Origin of the sequence: Enterobacter sp. SLBN-59 (assembly GCF_024807915.1) — a bacterium.
GTDB lineage: Bacteria > Pseudomonadota > Gammaproteobacteria > Enterobacterales > Enterobacteriaceae > Enterobacter > Enterobacter asburiae_B.
Genome location: NZ_JANUFI010000001.1, coordinates 1,238,613 through 1,255,845, shown reverse-complemented (window position 1 = coordinate 1,255,845; position 17,233 = coordinate 1,238,613). Strand labels below are relative to the sequence as shown.

The window sequence follows — 17,233 nt, the reverse complement described above, 5'->3', positions numbered from 1 at the left end:
TACCAACAGTATTGGGGCATATCACTGATACGCAATGTCTTTATTATCCTCGATCGTTTTACATAAGCAAATCGTAACCGCACGGCGGGGCTAAACGCCCCCGAAACGGGGGCGGAGAGGGCATTAACGCGTTGAAGGTGACAGGGTTAGCGTAGACGGAGGAGAGAAGAAAACGTCCCCAAACAGCGCGGTGGAGATTTTACGCACTCCGAGCCCGGCAAGGGTACAGATAAGCAGGCTGGCAAACGGGTAGACCAGCACCAGGGTGAGCTCTGCCCAGACCGGCCACGAGGCGGCATTCATTTCGCCAATCAGGAACAGGCTAAAGGCCTCAATCAGGATGCGGTGGGTGGTATAAATCGCAATGGTATTGGAGCCAATCACGTTCAGCAGATTGTTCGGGTTAACGGCGTAGCGCTGCTCAAGGCTGTAGAACAGCTTCATGATCAGCACAATCGACAGCAATGAGAGGAGCAGCGGAACGTTAGCAAACCACAGCACCACGGAGACGGCGGCGAAAGCCCCGGTTGCCAGCCAGATGCGGCGCAGGTTGACGCTTTTCATCCACGCCATCAGCGCTGCGCCATACCACGCCCCGAGGCTGTAGTAGATCATGTTGCGGACCACGCTGTTCATTCCCCACCACGGCAGCGGCAGGAAGTTAATCGCGATGCTCGCCAGCGCCAGCAGTCCAAGAACCGGCAGCTTCCAGCGGCTCAGCAGTTTACACAGCGTGAAGTAGACCACCAGGGCATACAGATACCACAGGCTGGTGCTGGCGGTGAGCATACCCCGTACAAATCCTGAGAGCGAGTCGGCGTAGGCCGCGTTCGACGCGGTGGCAAGCTCACGCTCGGGCGCCAGCCAGGCGTTCAGGTGGGTCAACGCCTGCCATTGCAGAACGCCCCACAGCGCCAGGACCCAGACAATGCTCCAGATCCGTTTATCGAGACTGGTTCGCCAGTCCACTTCGTCAATATAACGACGGATCAGATAGCCGGAGATAAAGAAGAAGACCGGCATACGAAACGGTGCGAGATAGAGGTTAAAATAGACCCAGCATTTGGCGAGAAGGCCGGAGAGCGGGTGCTGCAGCCCGATCAGATGCGGATAAAACGTGATAACCGAATGATAGATAACCACCAGGCAGATACACAGCCCTTTTATCTGGTTAATCCATAATGCTTTTTGCTTCATTGTTCGCCACTACCTTATTGCCATAAACGAACGAGCAATTGTTGTAATACGAAGCCGGGATGTAATGGGTAACAGTCTGTATCCGGCGGTTTTTCGGAAAAGGTGGAGGTTGCGAGGCGAGTATTCAGACAATAGCACCCTGATTTATCTGAATTTTTAGGAAGAATGATTACCAAAGCTTACTGTTTCAGTCATTTACGCTTAACGGATTCGCTTATATACTCGTGGGTCTGCTATCAGCAAACAGACGGATTTCATGTATCAACCTGTCGCACTCTTCATAGGCTTACGTTACATGCGTGGGCGCGCCGCGGACCGCTTCGGTCGCTTTGTCTCCTGGCTTTCGACTATTGGCATTACGCTTGGCGTGATGGCACTGGTGACGGTGCTTTCCGTCATGAATGGCTTCGAACGCGAGCTGCAAAACAACATCCTGGGGCTGATGCCGCAGGCCGTTCTCTCATCATCCAACGGTTCGGTTAACCCGCAACAGCTGCCGGAAAGCGCGGCGAAGTTACAGGGCGTCACGCGCGTCGCGCCGTTGACGACCGGCGACGTGGTGCTGCAAAGCGCCCGCAGCGTGGCGGTCGGCGTGATGCTGGGTATTGACCCGGCGCAAAACGATCCGCTGACGCCGTATCTGGTTAACGTGAAGCAGACCGATCTGGAAGCCGGGAAATACAACGTGATTCTGGGTGAACAGCTTGCCGGACAGCTTGGCGTCAACCGTGGCGATCAGCTGCGCGTGATGGTGCCTTCTGCCAGCCAGTTTACGCCGATGGGGCGCCTGCCAAGCCAGCGCCTGTTTAACGTGATTGGTACCTTTGCCGCCAACAGCGAAGTCGATGGTTACCAGATGCTGGTTAACATCCAGGACGCTTCACGCCTGATGCGCTACCCGGCAGGGAATATCACCGGCTGGCGCCTGTGGCTCGACGCGCCGCTGAAGGTCGATACCCTCAGCCAGCAAAAACTGCCGGACGGCACCAAATGGCAGGACTGGCGCGAGCGTAAAGGCGAACTGTTCCAGGCCGTGCGGATGGAAAAAAATATGATGGGGCTGCTGCTGAGCCTGATCGTGGCCGTGGCCGCATTTAACATCATCACATCGCTGGGCCTGATGGTAATGGAGAAGCAGGGCGAAGTCGCCATTCTGCAAACCCAGGGGCTCACGCCGCGCCAGATTATGGCGGTGTTTATGGTGCAGGGTGCCAGCGCAGGCATCATTGGCGCGCTGCTCGGCGCCGTGCTGGGGGCCTTGCTTGCCAGCCAGCTTAATAACTTAATGCCGATCATCGGCGCCCTGCTCGACGGCGCGGCGCTGCCGGTGGCTATCGAGCCGCTGCAGGTGGTCGGTATTGCGCTGGCCGCGATGGCCATTGCGCTGCTTTCTACGCTTTATCCTTCCTGGCGCGCTGCCGCCACTCAACCCGCTGAGGCTTTACGTTATGAATAAGATCCTGTTGCAATGCGACAACCTGTCCAAACGCTATCAGGAAGGCACTGTGCAAACCGACGTGCTGCACAATGTGAGCTTCAGCGTGTGCGAAGGCGAGATGATGGCGATTGTCGGCAGCTCCGGCTCGGGTAAAAGTACGCTGCTGCATCTGCTGGGCGGGCTGGATACGCCAACTAACGGCGACGTGATTTTCTCCGGCCAGCCGATGAGCAAAATGTCCTCTGCGGCGAAGGCCGAGCTGCGCAACCGCGAGCTGGGCTTTATCTACCAGTTCCACCACCTGCTGCCGGATTTCACGGCGCTGGAAAACGTGGCGATGCCGCTGCTGATTGGCAAAAAGAAACCGGCAGAAATTAACGCCCGCGCCAGCGACATGCTGAAAGCGGTAGGGCTGGGCCATCGCGGTAACCATCGTCCCTCTGAGCTTTCCGGCGGCGAGCGCCAGCGCGTGGCGATTGCCCGTGCGCTAGTCAACAACCCGCGTCTGGTGCTGGCGGATGAGCCTACCGGTAACCTGGATGCCCGCAATGCGGACAGTATTTTCCAGCTTCTGGGCGAGCTGAACGCCTCGCAGGGCACCGCGTTTCTGGTCGTAACCCACGATCTGCAGCTGGCAAAACGCATGGGGCGTCAGCTTGAGATGCGCGACGGCCATCTGAACGCGGAACTGACCCTGATGGGAGCAGAGTAATGGCGTCACCGTTATCGTTACTCATCGGTTTACGTTTTAGCCGCGGCCGCCGTCGCGGCGGCATGGTGTCGCTGATCTCCGTCATCTCGACCATCGGTATTGCGCTCGGTGTGGCGGTGCTGATTGTGGGCTTGAGCGCCATGAACGGCTTTGAGCGCGAGCTGAATAACCGCATTCTGGCGGTAGTGCCGCACGGGGAGATCGAGCCGGTTAACCAGCCGTGGACGAACTGGAGCGATGCGCTCGCCAAAGTCGAAAAGGTGCCGGGCATTGCCGCCGCCGCGCCCTACATTAACTTTACCGGGCTGGTGGAGAGCGGGGTAAACCTGCGCGCCATTCAGGTGAAAGGGGTCAACCCCGTCCAGGAAGCGCGTCTCAGCGCGCTGCCAAACTATGTGCAGAACGGCGCGTGGGCCAACTTTAAGGCCGGCGAGCAGCAGATCATCATGGGTAAAGGCGTGGCCGATGCCCTGAAGGTGAAGCAGGGCGACTGGGTGTCGATCATGATCCCGAACGCCAGCGCCGACCACAAGCTGCAGCAGCCTAAGCGCGTGCGCCTGCACGTCACCGGTATTCTTCAGCTGAGCGGTCAGCTTGACCATAGCTTTGCGATGGTGCCGATGGAGGATGCGCGCCAGTATCTCGACATGGCTGACAGCGTGACGGGCATTGCCATTAAGGTGAACGACGTCTTTAACGCCAACAAGCTGGTCCGCGACGCGGGCAGCGTGACCAATAACTATGTCTACATCAAAAGCTGGATCGGCACTTACGGCTATATGTACCGTGATATCCAGATGATCCGCGCCATCATGTATCTGGCGATGGTGCTGGTGATTGGTGTCGCGTGCTTTAATATCGTCTCGACGCTGGTGATGGCGGTCAAGGACAAGAGCGGCGACATCGCGGTGCTGCGTACGCTGGGGGCGAAAGACGGTCTTATTCGCGCCATCTTCGTCTGGTACGGTTTGCTGGCAGGGCTGTTCGGCAGCCTGTGCGGCGTAGTGATTGGCGTGGTGGTTTCCCTGCAGCTGACGCCGATTATCAATGGGATCGAAAAGCTTATTGGTCACCAGTTCCTGTCGGGTGATATCTACTTTATTGACTTCCTGCCGTCTGAACTGCACTGGCTGGACGTTTTTTATGTGCTGGTTACAGCACTTTTACTGAGTCTGCTGGCAAGCTGGTATCCGGCGCGTCGCGCAAGCCGAATTGATCCGGCGAGGGTATTAAGTGGCCAGTAATTACGTCATGATCTAGCGGCTTTCGGGCCGCCAGGTTAAAAGAGGAATGCGTTATGTATTACGGATTTGATATTGGCGGCACCAAGATTGCGCTAGGCGTGTTTGATAAAGACCTCAAACTACAGTGGGAAACCCGCGTTCCCACGCCGCGCGAAAGCTACGACGAATTTTTAACAGCGATTGCCGCGCTGGTGGCGCAGGCCGATGAACGCTTTGGCGTGAAAGGCAGCGTCGGCATTGGCATTCCGGGTATGCCCGAAACCGACGACGGCACGCTGTATGCCGCCAACGTGCCTGCCGCCAGCGGTAAACCGCTCCGCGCCGATCTCTCTGCCCTCCTTGAACGCGACGTGCGTTTAGACAATGATGCTAACTGCTTTGCGCTCTCCGAAGCCTGGGACGATGAGTTCCGTCAGTATCCGCTGGTGATGGGGCTGATCCTCGGTACCGGCGTCGGCGGGGGAATTGTGATCAACGGGAAGCCAATCACCGGGCGCAGCTACATCACCGGCGAGTTTGGTCATATCCGTCTCCCGGTGGATGCCCTGGAGGTAGTGGGGCGCGATTTCCCGCTGACCCGCTGCGGCTGCGGCCAGCACGGCTGTATTGAGAACACCCTCTCCGGTCGCGGGTTTGCATGGCTTTACGAACACTTCTATCATCAGAAACTTGAGGCCCCTCAAATCATTACCCTGTGGGAGCAAGGGGATGCGCAGGCGCGTGAGCACGTCGAGCGTTATCTGGATCTGCTGGCGGTGTGTCTGGGAAATATTCTCACCATCGTCGACCCGGATCTGCTGGTGATTGGGGGAGGGCTGTCAAACTTTACCGCGATTACGGAACGGTTGTCCGGGCGTTTGCCCCGACATTTATTGCCGGTTGCCCGCGTGCCGCGTATTGAACGCGCGCGACACGGGGACGCAGGAGGCATGCGCGGAGCCGCATTCCTTCATCTCACCGATTAGTTTACGAGGTTTCTATGCTGTCGCGTCGCCAGGGTCGACTCAGCCGTTTTCGCAAAAACAAACGCCGCTTGCGTGAGCGCTTGCGCCAGCGGATTTTTTTCAGAGACAGAATAATGCCAGAAGCGATGGATAAACCCAGAGTGGTGGTGCTGACCGGGGCGGGGATCTCCGCCGAGTCAGGAATTCGAACCTTCCGCGCGGCGGACGGGCTATGGGAAGAGCACCGCGTGGAGGATGTGGCCACGCCGGAAGGCTTTGCCCGCGATCCGGATCTCGTGCAGGCGTTTTACAACGCCCGCCGCCGTCAGCTTCAGCAGCCTGACGTCGCGCCGAATGCGGCACATCTGGCGCTGGCGAAGCTCGAAGAGGCGCTCGGCGATCGTTTTCTGCTGGTGACGCAGAATATCGATAACCTGCACGAGCGGGCCGGTAACAAGAACATCATCCACATGCACGGCGAGCTGCTCAAGGTTCGCTGCGCCTGGAGCGGTCAGGTGCTGGACTGGCAAGAGGACGTGCTGCCAGAGGATAAGTGCCACTGCTGCCAGTTCCCGTCGCGCCTGCGTCCGCACGTGGTCTGGTTCGGCGAAATGCCGCTGGGAATGGATGATATCTACAGCGCGCTGGCGATGGCCGACGTGTTTATTGCCATCGGCACATCCGGTCATGTTTATCCGGCGGCGGGGTTTGTCCACGAAGCGCGACTGCACGGTGCGCATACGGTAGAACTCAATCTTGAGCCAAGCCAGGTGGGCAGCGAGTTTGAAGAGAAACACTACGGTCTGGCAAGCACGGTCGTCCCGGAGTTTGTCGACAAGCTGCTGAAAGGGCTATAACGGCAATCGCGTGAAAAGGCACCCGTCCAGCGGGTGCCTTTTTATTTATGAATGGAAGAACGCCAGCGTCTTCTCGAGCGATTTAGCCTGCTCATCCAGCGAGAGCGCCGCCGCAGAGATCTGCTGAACCAGAGAGGCGTTCTGCTGGGTCGTGCTGTCCATCTGGTTAACGGCGGTGCTGACCTGGCTAATCCCGCGATTTTGCTCGTCCAGCGCCTGAACGATATCGTTGATGACCAGATGCACATGCGACACCGCTTCAATCACCTGTTTCATCATCACGCCGGTTTCATTGACCAGCTCAACGCCTTTGCTGACGCGCCCTGAGGACTCGGCAATCAGCTGAGAGATCTCTTTTGCCGCGTTAGCGCTTCGCTGGGCAAGATTGCGCACTTCCCCAGCGACAACCGCGAAGCCGCGCCCCTGTTCGCCTGCCCGTGCCGCTTCAACGGCAGCATTCAGCGCCAGGATATTGGTCTGGAAGGCGATGCCGTCGACGATGCTGTTAATCTCGCCGATCTTACGCGCGCTCTCATCAATCTCCCCAATCACCACGACCACGTCGTTCACCAGCGTTTCGCCATGCCCGGCGAGGCTCGCGGCGCGATCGGTCAGCGTGGTCGCCTTGTGGGCGTTGTCGGCGTTATTCTTCACCGTGACCGAAATCTCTTCCATGCTGGCTGCCGTTTCAACAATCGCAGCCGCCTGTTCCTCGGTTCGCGAGGCGAGGTCAAGGTTGCCCGCCGAAATTTCGCTGGTGCCGCCGTGCACGGAGTGGCTGGCTTCGCTGATATTGTCGACGATGCGCTTGAGCTGCATCTGCATGGTGTGCAGGGCGTAAAAAATGCTGTGGGTATCTCCGGAACGCACCGGGATGGTGTTGTTCAGGTCTCCCCGGGCAACGGCCAGAGCGATCCCGGCGGCCTCAGAAGGTTCTCCCCCAACCGGACGGTCAACTTTGCGGGTGAAGATCTGTGCCATGACCAGGCTAACCGCCACGATGCTTAGCACCATCATGATGATGGCTTTCAGTAAAAATGCGCGCGCTTCGGCCATCACTTCGCTGACCGGCGTGATAATGGCAAGTTTCCACGGCGTCTGGCTGTTACCGACGGCAATGTCCTGCCAGGTGATAAACACGTCCTCCTTCAGCAGCGGATCGTTAATGCGGGTGACGTCATGACCGGCAATCTGACCGGCGTAAGGCTTGCCCGCCGCGCGCTTGTCCGGGCTGGACACCACGTTATGACCTGCGGAGAGGAGCAGGGCATAGCCCGTGCCGTTCCACGGTTTAATCGCGCCGATCGTCGACTGCAGCGTGGCGAGGGAGAAGTCAGAGGTGACCGAGCCCAGAAACTGACCGTCACGCATGATGGGGGCGGCAATCGAGGTGAGCATCACGTCCACGCCGTTGTAGGGATAGATATAGGGTTCGATGATCACATCTTTATGGCGTTGTTTCGGCAGCAGATAATAATCGCCGCTGCCGGGCGTTTCGATGTCCGTCAGCAGGTGTAATGCCGGTTTGCCGGTGGCGTCCCGGTCAACGTAGCGGGCGTAGCGCCCGGCAGGATCTTCACCGCTTTGACCGGCCCAGACGGCATCTTTATCGTCGAACGCGTTAGGCTCAAAGGCCATCGACATGGAGAGAAACTGTGGGTGAGCCGAAAGGTAGTGGATGAGCAGCTGGTTCAGGCTCTGGCGATCGGTCACGCCCGCCTCGCGCAGCGCCAGGGCGCTGTTGCCCATATCCCGGGCGGCAGTCAGGGCAGAATCCAGCTGTTTACTGACCTGCAACGCTTGCACCTCGGCAATCTGGCGGATATGCTTTTTGGCCAGAACCTCCTGCTGTGCCATCCACTGCCACATCATAAACCCGATCGTTGCCGTAAAGCCCACCGTTACGGTGAGGAAAATGGACAATAGCATCAACGTCTTGACTCTTATTTTTTTTCTTTGGACCACGGCGTCTTTCATTCTCATCTCCCGTAATATCGTGCATGTCGGGCAGGCACATATTCCTTATCGGATATTTTCTCCTCTTTCTGTAGAGCGCCAGGGATATTTAATTTAAATTTTGATTTGTAAATCCAGTTAATTAGTGTGGATGCTTTTATTTTGTGCATTCAATCAAAATAGTGCTCGATAAAGCTCGTTATCGTCGTGTAGAAAGAGGATGCTAATAAATATAAAGTTGTAGAGGAGGATGGGATATGTACGGATTTATTGCGCGACAACCCATTTTTAACCCTGAGATGAAGACGGTGGCCTATGAACTGCTCTTCAGAGATGGGATGACAAACCGTTTTCCGGACGTGTCGGCGGAATATGCCACCTCCAGGATGATATCAGATCAGTTTTTATGCGTGCCGTCCCAGCGCATCGCCGGGGCACATACGTCGTTTATTAATTTCCCTTCGCGGATGGTCATAGACCGCAGTGGAGAAGCGCTGGATAAAGAGAGCGTGGTCATTGAGATCCTGGAAGATGCTGTGCCGGGAGCGGAGCTGTTGCAGGCCGTCAGGGAAATGAGTGCGGATGGTTATCAGTTTGCGCTTGATGATTTCACCCTTGCTCCAGAATGGGATGCTTTTTTACCCTATATTTCAATACTGAAATTTGACGTCAGAAATTATACCTTAGCGCAAATTAAACAGTATCTGAAAGAGCGTAAACATTTAACCGGACATATTAAATATCTCGCTGAAAAAATTGAGACTAAAGAGGAATTCAGCCAATACAGGGAAGAGGGATTCTCGCTGTTTCAGGGCTATTTTTTCTGCCGTCCGGAGGTCATTAAATATAAACGGCTATCGCAAAATCAGCTGGCAATTTTTCGGCTGCAAATGGAGGTTGGGCGCAATAAGCCTGATTTTCGGATCGTCGAGTCGTTGATTAAAACCGATCTCACGCTGTCCTGGAAAATCATGCGCTACATGAAGCACACCGCCTTTAAACATATCGGTGCCTGTAATTTCAGCAAGTTAACCCTGAGTGAAGTCCTCAGATACCTTGGAGAAAATCAGCTGAGACGGTTTGTTGCCGTCGTGGTCCTGGCGAGCGCGGGCAATGACACCGTCAGCGAGCTTTATCCGCTGAGCATGATGCGCGGCAAGTTCTGCGAGCTGATAGCCGGGACGATGAACGAACCGGCGCTGGCTGAAAATGCCTTCATGTGCGGCCTGTTTTCGCTGCTCGATACCCTCCTCGAACAGCCGATGGCCGAGTTGATGAAGCAAATTGCGGTCCCGCAGAGCGTGAGCAATGCCCTGTGCCATCAGGAGGGACGGTTAGCCGATATGGTGAGCCTGTGCCGATACTATGAACAGCAGCAGTGGGACGAGGCGACCCGGGTTCGTCAGGCGCTGGGTCTGTCGGATGAGGATGTGGTTGAGGCGATGAGAAAGGCGACGATCTGGGCTGGGGAGAATGCGGTCGGTTAATCCTCCTCACGCCGCACGTACGGCGTGAGGAAGAACGCGATACCGTTTATCGGCCCGCTTTTAATTTCTGGTAATACTCTTCGTAGAGGCGGCTGGCGTCACCGACATCGTTTTGCCATTCACCTTTGCTGATGGTTTCGGCATTCGGGTAGAGCGATTTATCGTTAGCCACTTCAGGTTTCAGCAGCTTGCGTGCGGCGAGGTTTGGCGTCGGGTAGCCAATCGTCTCGGCAACCTGTTTCGCCACGTCCGGGCGCAGCAGGAAGTTAATCAGCTTGTGCGCCCCTTCAACATTTTTCGCGTTGGCGGGGATCGCAAGGCTGTCCATCCAGAAGATCCCCCCTTCTTTCGGCCAGACCACCTCAAGCGGCGTCCCGGCCTGGCGGGCGACATACGCGGAGCCGTTCCACACCATCCCCAAATTCACTTCGCCTTCCATATACGGGTTTGCCGGGTTATCAGAGTTGAACGCCGCCACGTTAGGCATCAGCTTTTTCAGCTCGTTATACGCCGCTTCAATCTCTTTAGGATCCGTCGTGTTGCCCGAGTAGCCCAGCTTGCGCAGCGCGACCTGGAACACTTCACGCGCGTCGTCGGTTAACAGCAGGCTACCCTTGTATTCTGGTTTCCACAGGTCGGCCCAGCTTGTCACCGTTTTCGGATCGACGGCATCGCTGTTCACGCCAATCGCGGTTGCCCCCCAGATGTACGGAATGGAGTAGTCGTTATTGGGGTCGAACGGCTTGTTGAGCATCTCTGGATCGAGGTTTGCAAAATTGGTTAGCTTCGTTTTGTCGATCTTCTGGATCATGCCCTCTTTGCGCATTTTGTCGACAAAGTAGGTGGAAGGCACGACCAGATCGTACGCGCCGTCTTTGTAGGTTTTCAGCTTGGCGTACATGGTTTCATTCGACTCGTAGGTCGAGTAGATAACCTTGATGCCCGTCTCCTTCGTGAACTGTTCCAGCAGGCCCGGCGGCACGTACTCGGTCCAGTTGTAGAAGTAGAGCGTTTTGCTGTCATCAGCGTGCGCGGCACCCATGCCAAGCACCAGCGCCGCAGCGGCGAGCATTTTTTTCATTTCATTGTCCCCTGAGATTTTGTTTTATCACGAGCAATAACCTGGCTGGCGATCACCAGCACCAGCGAAAACACCAGCAGAATGGTCGCCAGCGCGTTCACCTCCGGTGAGACGCCGACTTTCACCATGGAATAGATCTTCAACGGCAGAATTTCATAGCTCGGACCGGTGACGAAGGAGGACACGACCACGTCATCCATCGACAGGGTGAAGCTAAGTAGCCATCCGGCCGCCACGGCGGGCATCGCCAGCGGCAGGATGATTTTGCGCAGGATGGTCATCTCGCTGGCGCCCAGATCCTTCGCCGCCTCCAGCATGCGCACGTCGAACCCTTTCAGGCGCGCGAAAACGGTCACCACCACAAACGGCAGGCAGAAGGTGATGTGCGAGAACAGCAGCGACCAGAAGCCAAGCTGTACGCCCAGCAGCATAAACAGCACCAGCAGCGAAATGGCCATCACGATGTCCGGCGACATCATCACCACAAACAGCATGCCGCTGACGAACGGTTTGCCGCGAAAGCGATAGCGGTACAGCGCCACGGCGGTGAGCGAGCCAATCAACGTCGCGAAGGTGGCGGAGAAGATCGCCATCGTCAGCGAGTGCTGAGCGGCCTGAAGGAGGCTATCGTTGTTCATCAGCAGGCTGTACCAGCTGGTGGTAAAGCCCTGCCAGTTAATCCCGAAGCGTGAGCTGTTAAACGAGTTCACGATCAAAATAACGATCGGGATATAGAGATAGGCATAAATGGCGGTCATAAAACCGCCGCGAAGCAGTCGACCGATCATTCGAGTTCCACCTTTTTATTCAGAAGGCATGATGCTTTCAGCATATTGAAAATATTCAAGTTTTCCCTTCTCCAAACCTCTCCAAAGCTTTTCACCAAAACCAACGACCACAACAACACAGAGCGACCATCACTAAGGCCGCGCATTTTACAATAATTTTCTTATGATCGGGAAAAAACGGCCATTCTTATGACCAGCTTGCTCCACTCTCGCCCGCTACTGTAATTATATTTGTCGGTAGTGGCCTGTACTTTATGACCCAACAGAGTTTTCGTGTCGATCCCTTGTGCTCGATATAAACGTTCTGACAGAGAGCGCTGTTCGTGAAATCTAGTTGGATTTTCTCCCTCCATAATAAGCCTGAGGGGTAGTTATAATATATTATTAACTAAGTGAATGTGTATGTGTATGTTTTATAACATTCACTTAGTTATGTTTTATTCTTTGGTTTCTTTTAGTGATGAGTATCCATTAGCCCTGAATTTATTAATAAATAAAACGGAAGCTATTTTACTGGAGAGTCTCATTGATGGCTTGTCGACCATTTTAAATACTAAATTTGATAGCGCATAAATTAATAATGCAGATACGATAGATGCACTGAGGGCACAGGTTGCATAACCGAAGCCTTTTCCATAAAAATAATTAAATATAAGTGGGGATGTGATTACTAGTATGGGTAAGTGGAAAAGATATACGCTGAAGGAAACTTTACCCATAAATGTAAAGATCCCATGCCCGAATGTTTTTTTGAATGATACGTTTTTAAGGATAATGGTTGTGATTATAACCCCGGATATGAAGTTAAATAGGATGTATGCATTTGATTCTTCGCCATTTAAAAAGAATCGAGTATAATATATTGTATAAATATAAGGGGATGAACCATAATGTATCCCCCCTGCATATATGCCAAGGATTAATAAAATGAATGCTGATATATTACTTACTCTAAAGTTAGAGAAGAAAAGATAAATCCCAACAAGAAATGCTATGTAACCATACTTTTCTTTTTGAGGAATGGTTGAAAGGAAAAACATCATTCCAAAGAATAAAATTATTAGGCTTTTCTTATGAGATTTAATAAGAGTTGTGCACAAAAAATATGTAAGAAACGAACCTATTAATTCTATTTTCATAGTCCAAAGCACTGGGTTGTAAGAAGAACCATCTCCCAAAAATGCGCTGATACTACCTGAATATAAAGCGTTTGCAATTGAAGGGTTGTCGACCCTATAAGATTGGATCCAACTTGATAGCATTTCTCGGTTTGGAAGATCACTTGTTAGAACCATTAGACAAAAAAAACAAGAGACAACTGCAGGTATTGCCAGTCTAAAATAACGTTTTGTGACCATTGGCGTAATATTTTCTAATAAATCTTTCCCATTCATAAATGCATGAGAAAGAATAAAACCACTTAACGTGAAGAAAATAAAGACTGCTGCCGTGCCGGAATAAAAAAATGAAAGAGGGCTATTGAATATGAAATTAACAAATTGGTTATTGTTAATCAGATTGGAATCGTGCAATCCAGGATAAAAAATTAAAGCCAAATGTGAAAAAACGACCATAAGACAGGCTATACCTCTGAGCCCATCAACGTGATGAAGCTTATCATAAGCAACAGCTGATTTTGTACTATACATTTTTTGCGATTTGATGAGTTAGTCTGGAAGAACATTATATCATGAAATTTTTATTGTCACAGAACTATAGTTAATTCAGCTGATTAAAAAGGCTAAATTACATGCTAGAGATTTAAAAATGTGAAGTTGTCTAACCAAATGACACTGAAAATGTCCGATGCAAACTGAGCAGCTTCGCTATATGAAATAGAGGGTGGCTCAGGGTAGTGAAGGCTGAGTCCATCACTAACGCGTTTATGATGAAAGAAATTTTTACGTTAACGATGGTTAAAAAATCGTTCTCCAAAACTCAAGCGTAAATGCTTGAGTTTGGTTGTTTTAGGGGAGCGTTTATTAGCAATGGTTTTGTGCTAAAAAACGCGACTTAATTTTTTGATTTATGATGATTAATCATCAATATCGCTAACCTTTTTATTCAGCAAGCGTGAGGCGCGCCAGTAGACCAGCAGCATCAGGCCCATGATCACCGTCAGCGTAATGCTGGTCGCGGAGCCGAACGGCCAGTCGCGGATGTTCAGGAACTGGCTCTTGATCACGTTACCGATCAGCAGGTTTTTCGCGCCGCCCATCAGATCCGACACGTAGAACAAGCCCATCGCCGGGAGCATTACCAGCAGACAGCCCGCGATAATGCCGGGCATGGTCAGCGGGATAATAATGCGGATGAAGGTCTGCAGCTTGTTAGCGCCCAGATCTTTTGCCGCCTCCAGCAGCGGTTTATCCAGCTTCTCGATGCTGGAGTAGAGCGGCATCACCATAAACGGCAGCAGGATATAGACCAGGCCGACAATCACCGCGCTCGGGGTAAACATGATGCGGATCGGCGTCTCAATCACCCCCAGCCACAGCAGAAACTCGTTGAGATAGCCTTTAGTGCTAAGGAAGATTTTCAGCCCGTAGATGCGGATTAACGAGTTGGTCCAGAAGGGAACAATCAGTAAAAACAGCAGCAGGGGCCGCACCTTTTGCGGCAGGCCCGCGAGGAACCATGCGAAAGGATACCCCAGCACCAGACAGGCAAGGGTGGCAATCAGCGCCATGTTGAGCGAGTGCAGCAGCACGTCAAAATAGAGCGGATCGAGCAGGCGCGCGTAGTTGTCCAGCGTAAAGACCAGCGAAACGAAGCTAGCGTCGTCGCGGGTCAGAAAGCTGGTGGCAACGATCATCAGGTTGGGTAAAAAGACAAACAGCACAAGCCAACCGACGATCGTGGCGATCACCACATTCTGGAATTTACTTGTGTTCTTCATCAGCCAGCACAACCTCCCAGCTTTCTACCCAGTTGATAACCATTTTCTGGTCGAGAGAGTGGTCGAAGTCAGGGTCGTCTTCGTTAAAGAACTCGCTGACCATCACCATCTTGCCGTTCTCCAGCTCGACAACGGACTCCAGCGTCATCCCTTTGTAGTTGCGCTCGCGGATATAGCCGATTAACCCTTCAGCCTCGGTATTGCCGTGAATTTCATCGACGCGCAGATCTTCCGGGCGCAGAAGAACGTTGAGCTTTTGTCCCTTTTCGACGGGGAAATTCACCGTGATATTACACTCGCGTCCTTCGACGCTGGCGCGCACGCGCTGGTCGTCCAGACGCTCAATCACCGTGGCGTCGAAGATATTGATCTCGCCAATGAAGCTGGCGACAAACAGATTCTTCGGCTCTTCGTAGATTTCGCGCGGCGTGCCGTCCTGCTCGATTTTGCCGTCGCGCATTACCACGATGCGGTCGGACATGGTCAGGGCCTCTTCCTGATCGTGGGTGACGAAGACAAAGGTAATGCCGAGCTTGCGCTGCAGGGCTTTAAGCTCGTTCTGCATCTGCTTGCGCAGCTTGTAATCCAGCGCGGAGAGGGATTCATCCAGCAGGAGCAGGCGCGGCTTGTTGACCACGGCGCGGGCGATGGCCACGCGCTGCTGCTGGCCGCCGGAAAGCTGATGGGGTTTACGCTGGGCAAACGTCTCAAGCTGCACCATGCGCAGGGCGTCGGTGACGCGCGGTTCGATCTCATTCGCCGGCGTTTTTTGCATCCGCAGGCCAAACGCCACGTTTTCAAACACGGTCATGTGCGGGAACAGGGCGTAGCTCTGAAAGACGGTATTGACGTGGCGGTCTTCGGCAGGAACTTGGGTGATGTCCTGGTTTTCAAGATGGATATGGCCGTTATCGACGCTTTCCAGCCCGGCGATAAGGCGCAGTACGGTTGTTTTGCCGCAGCCCGAGGGGCCAAGCAGCGTCAGAAACTCACCGTCATTGATGGTCAGAGTGAGGTCGGAAATAACGTCTTTACCATCAAAACTTTTACGAATTCGTTCCAGTTGCACCAGCGGTGAACGTGAACGGGATTGTGTATTCAATTTTTGCGCTGTCCCATATAGACGCCTCAGGCAGCAGACTGAAGCGGGGTTTGTGTGTAACCACCTTGGTGACTCGTAATGAGGGCGGACATTCTACGGCAATCCCCTGCGAACGCCAAACCTTGTCACTGATTCATAAGCTACATTTACTAACGCATAACCATATAAACGGAAAATATTCTCGTTTGCGGGATAAAAGTGACCTGACGCAATATTTGCGTTTTGATGCTTACTGATAATGTTGTCACGAAAAGTGAGGGTGACTGCATGGATAAATTACTTGAGCGTTTTTTACAGTACGTTTCGCTGGATACCCAATCTAAACCGGGTGTTCGCCAGGTGCCGAGCACCGAAGGCCAGTGGAAGTTATTAAACCTGCTTAAAGAGCAGCTTGACGCCATGGGGCTGGTCAACGTCACGTTAAGTGAAAAAGGCACTGTGATGGCAACGCTGCCGGCGAATGTTAAGGGTGATATTCCGGCGATTGGCTTTATCTCCCATGTCGACACCTCTCCGGATTTTAGCGGTAAACATGTGAACCCGCAGATTGTGGAAAACTACCGCGGCGGCGATATTGCGCTGGGCATTGGCGACGAGGTGCTCTCGCCGGTGATGTTCCCCGTGCTGCACCAGCTGCTGGGCCAGACGCTGATCACCACCGACGGTAAAACGCTGCTGGGGGCGGATGACAAGGCGGGTATCGCGGAGATCATGACGGCGCTGGCGGTGCTGAAGGGCAAAAATATCCCGCACGGGGATATCCGCGTGGCCTTTACGCCGGATGAAGAGGTCGGCAAGGGCGCGAAGCACTTCGACGTGGAAGCTTTTAACGCGCAGTGGGCCTATACCGTCGACGGCGGCGGCGTCGGTGAACTGGAGTATGAAAACTTCAATGCCGCGTCCGTCACGATCAAAATTGTCGGCAACAACGTTCACCCCGGCTCGGCGAAAGGTGTCATGGTGAACGCGCTGTCGCTGGCGTCCAGAATTCATGCAGAAGTCCCGGCGGAAGAGAGCCCTGAACAGACCGAAGGGTATGAAGGTTTCTATCACCTGACCAGCATCAAAGGCACCGTGGACAGCGCGCAGATGCACTACATCATCCGCGATTTCGACCGCAAAGCCTTTGAGGCGCGCAAGCGCAAGATGATGGAGATCGCCAAGAAGGTCGGTAAAGGTTTACACCCTGATTGCTATATTGAGCTGATCATTGAAGACAGCTATTACAACATGCGCGAGAAGGTGATGGCGCATCCGCATATTCTCGATATCGCCCAGCAGGCGATGCGCGATTGCGATATTGAACCGCAGCTGAAGCCGATTCGCGGCGGCACCGACGGTTCTCAGCTGTCGTTTATGGGGCTGCCGTGCCCGAACCTGTTTACCGGTGGCTACAACTACCATGGCAAGCATGAGTTTGTGACGCTCGAAGGAATGGAAAAAGCGGTGAAGGTGATAGTGCGGATAGCGGAGTTGACCGCGAAGCGGTAAGAAAAAGCCCGGTGGCGCTACGCTTACCGAGCCTACG

The 17,233-nt window shown here is 53.7% G+C and carries 14 protein-coding genes and 1 pseudogene; 7 read left to right on the top strand and 8 right to left on the bottom strand.

Annotated elements, in window-relative coordinates; all coding sequences use genetic code 11:
* Positions 1–123: 123 nt before the first annotated feature.
* Entirely contained in the window at positions 124–1,197 is a 1,074-nt protein-coding gene (locus M2422_RS05930; protein ID WP_064672288.1) for an acyltransferase family protein, read from the bottom strand.
* A 256-nt stretch (positions 1,198–1,453) separates the two neighbouring features.
* Between M2422_RS05930 and lolC the strand changes: the two genes are divergently transcribed.
* The 5 genes from lolC to cobB are packed head-to-tail and all read left to right on the top strand — an operon-like array spanning position 1,454 to position 6,392.
* Positions 1,454–2,653, top strand: a complete 1,200-nt coding sequence (lolC, locus tag M2422_RS05925; RefSeq protein WP_032668182.1) for a lipoprotein-releasing ABC transporter permease subunit LolC — start codon at positions 1,454–1,456, stop codon at positions 2,651–2,653.
* Positions 2,646–3,347, top strand: a complete 702-nt coding sequence (gene lolD / locus M2422_RS05920; protein ID WP_064672289.1) for a lipoprotein-releasing ABC transporter ATP-binding protein LolD — start codon at positions 2,646–2,648, stop codon at positions 3,345–3,347. Before lolC ends, lolD begins: the two co-directional genes overlap by 8 nt.
* A complete protein-coding gene (lolE, locus tag M2422_RS05915; protein WP_045401911.1) occupies positions 3,347–4,591 on the top strand; it encodes a lipoprotein-releasing ABC transporter permease subunit LolE in 1,245 nt (414 codons plus the stop codon). The genes lolD and lolE overlap by 1 nt, the downstream gene beginning before the upstream one ends.
* Before the next feature lie 53 nt (positions 4,592–4,644).
* Positions 4,645–5,556: an N-acetylglucosamine kinase gene (gene nagK, locus M2422_RS05910; RefSeq protein ID WP_058840821.1), complete on the top strand. Its 912-nt coding sequence runs from the start codon at positions 4,645–4,647 to the stop codon at positions 5,554–5,556.
* A gap of 14 nt (positions 5,557–5,570) precedes the next feature.
* The gene (gene cobB / locus M2422_RS05905) at positions 5,571–6,392 is read left to right on the top strand and encodes a Sir2 family NAD+-dependent deacetylase (RefSeq protein WP_045888802.1); all 822 of its coding nucleotides are present in this window, start codon (positions 5,571–5,573) and stop codon (positions 6,390–6,392) included.
* Between the two features lie 45 nt (positions 6,393–6,437).
* Here the strand turns inward: cobB and M2422_RS05900 are convergent, their stop codons facing one another.
* The gene (locus tag M2422_RS05900; RefSeq protein ID WP_033145225.1) at positions 6,438–8,369 is read right to left on the bottom strand and encodes a methyl-accepting chemotaxis protein; all 1,932 of its coding nucleotides are present in this window, start codon (positions 8,367–8,369) and stop codon (positions 6,438–6,440) included.
* A gap of 236 nt (positions 8,370–8,605) precedes the next feature.
* Here M2422_RS05900 and M2422_RS05895 point away from each other — a divergent pair, with 236 nt between their 5' ends.
* Positions 8,606–9,835 carry an EAL and HDOD domain-containing protein gene (locus M2422_RS05895; RefSeq protein ID WP_039261925.1) on the top strand — a complete coding sequence of 410 codons (1,230 nt, stop codon included), beginning with the start codon at positions 8,606–8,608 and terminating at the stop codon, positions 9,833–9,835.
* Positions 9,836–9,881: 46 nt separating this feature from the next.
* Here M2422_RS05895 and potD read toward each other — a convergent pair whose 3' ends face one another.
* The 6 genes and pseudogenes from potD to potA form a co-directional block, all read right to left on the bottom strand.
* Entirely contained in the window at positions 9,882–10,916 is a 1,035-nt protein-coding gene (potD, locus tag M2422_RS05890; RefSeq protein ID WP_064672291.1) for a spermidine/putrescine ABC transporter substrate-binding protein PotD, read from the bottom strand.
* Positions 10,913–11,704 (bottom strand): spermidine/putrescine ABC transporter permease PotC, encoded by a 792-nt coding sequence (gene potC, locus M2422_RS05885; protein ID WP_033145228.1) that lies wholly within the window; start codon positions 11,702–11,704, stop codon positions 10,913–10,915. Before potC ends, potD begins: the two co-directional genes overlap by 4 nt.
* A 161-nt stretch (positions 11,705–11,865) precedes the next feature.
* Positions 11,866–12,051, bottom strand: a pseudogene (locus M2422_RS05880) (hypothetical protein); the annotation flags it as partial.
* Between the two features lie 90 nt (positions 12,052–12,141).
* Positions 12,142–13,353, bottom strand: a complete 1,212-nt coding sequence (locus M2422_RS05875) for an acyltransferase (protein WP_071891535.1) — start codon at positions 13,351–13,353, stop codon at positions 12,142–12,144.
* A 386-nt stretch (positions 13,354–13,739) separates the two neighbouring features.
* Positions 13,740–14,603: a spermidine/putrescine ABC transporter permease PotB gene (gene potB / locus M2422_RS05870; RefSeq protein ID WP_064672293.1), complete on the bottom strand. Its 864-nt coding sequence runs from the start codon at positions 14,601–14,603 to the stop codon at positions 13,740–13,742.
* The gene (potA, locus tag M2422_RS05865) at positions 14,587–15,735 is read right to left on the bottom strand and encodes a spermidine/putrescine ABC transporter ATP-binding protein PotA (protein WP_172421426.1); all 1,149 of its coding nucleotides are present in this window, start codon (positions 15,733–15,735) and stop codon (positions 14,587–14,589) included. Before potA ends, potB begins: the two co-directional genes overlap by 17 nt.
* Positions 15,736–15,972: 237 nt before the next feature.
* Here potA and pepT point away from each other — a divergent pair, with 237 nt between their 5' ends.
* The gene (pepT, locus tag M2422_RS05860) at positions 15,973–17,196 is read left to right on the top strand and encodes a peptidase T (RefSeq protein WP_064672294.1); all 1,224 of its coding nucleotides are present in this window, start codon (positions 15,973–15,975) and stop codon (positions 17,194–17,196) included.
* Positions 17,197–17,233: the final 37 nt, after the last annotated feature.

Coding starts and splice junctions, on each gene's coding strand:
- M2422_RS05930 (WP_064672288.1), bottom strand. CDS start 1,197: ATGAAGCAAAAAGCATTATGGATTAACCAGATAAAAGGGCTGTGTATC.
- lolC (WP_032668182.1), top strand. CDS start 1,454: ATGTATCAACCTGTCGCACTCTTCATAGGCTTACGTTACATGCGTGGG.
- lolD (WP_064672289.1), top strand. CDS start 2,646: ATGAATAAGATCCTGTTGCAATGCGACAACCTGTCCAAACGCTATCAG.
- lolE (WP_045401911.1), top strand. CDS start 3,347: ATGGCGTCACCGTTATCGTTACTCATCGGTTTACGTTTTAGCCGCGGC.
- nagK (WP_058840821.1), top strand. CDS start 4,645: ATGTATTACGGATTTGATATTGGCGGCACCAAGATTGCGCTAGGCGTG.
- cobB (WP_045888802.1), top strand. CDS start 5,571: ATGCTGTCGCGTCGCCAGGGTCGACTCAGCCGTTTTCGCAAAAACAAA.
- M2422_RS05900 (WP_033145225.1), bottom strand. CDS start 8,369: ATGAAAGACGCCGTGGTCCAAAGAAAAAAAATAAGAGTCAAGACGTTG.
- M2422_RS05895 (WP_039261925.1), top strand. CDS start 8,606: ATGTACGGATTTATTGCGCGACAACCCATTTTTAACCCTGAGATGAAG.
- potD (WP_064672291.1), bottom strand. CDS start 10,916: ATGAAAAAAATGCTCGCCGCTGCGGCGCTGGTGCTTGGCATGGGTGCC.
- potC (WP_033145228.1), bottom strand. CDS start 11,704: ATGATCGGTCGACTGCTTCGCGGCGGTTTTATGACCGCCATTTATGCC.
- M2422_RS05875 (WP_071891535.1), bottom strand. CDS start 13,353: ATGTATAGTACAAAATCAGCTGTTGCTTATGATAAGCTTCATCACGTT.
- potB (WP_064672293.1), bottom strand. CDS start 14,603: ATGAAGAACACAAGTAAATTCCAGAATGTGGTGATCGCCACGATCGTC.
- pepT (WP_064672294.1), top strand. CDS start 15,973: ATGGATAAATTACTTGAGCGTTTTTTACAGTACGTTTCGCTGGATACC.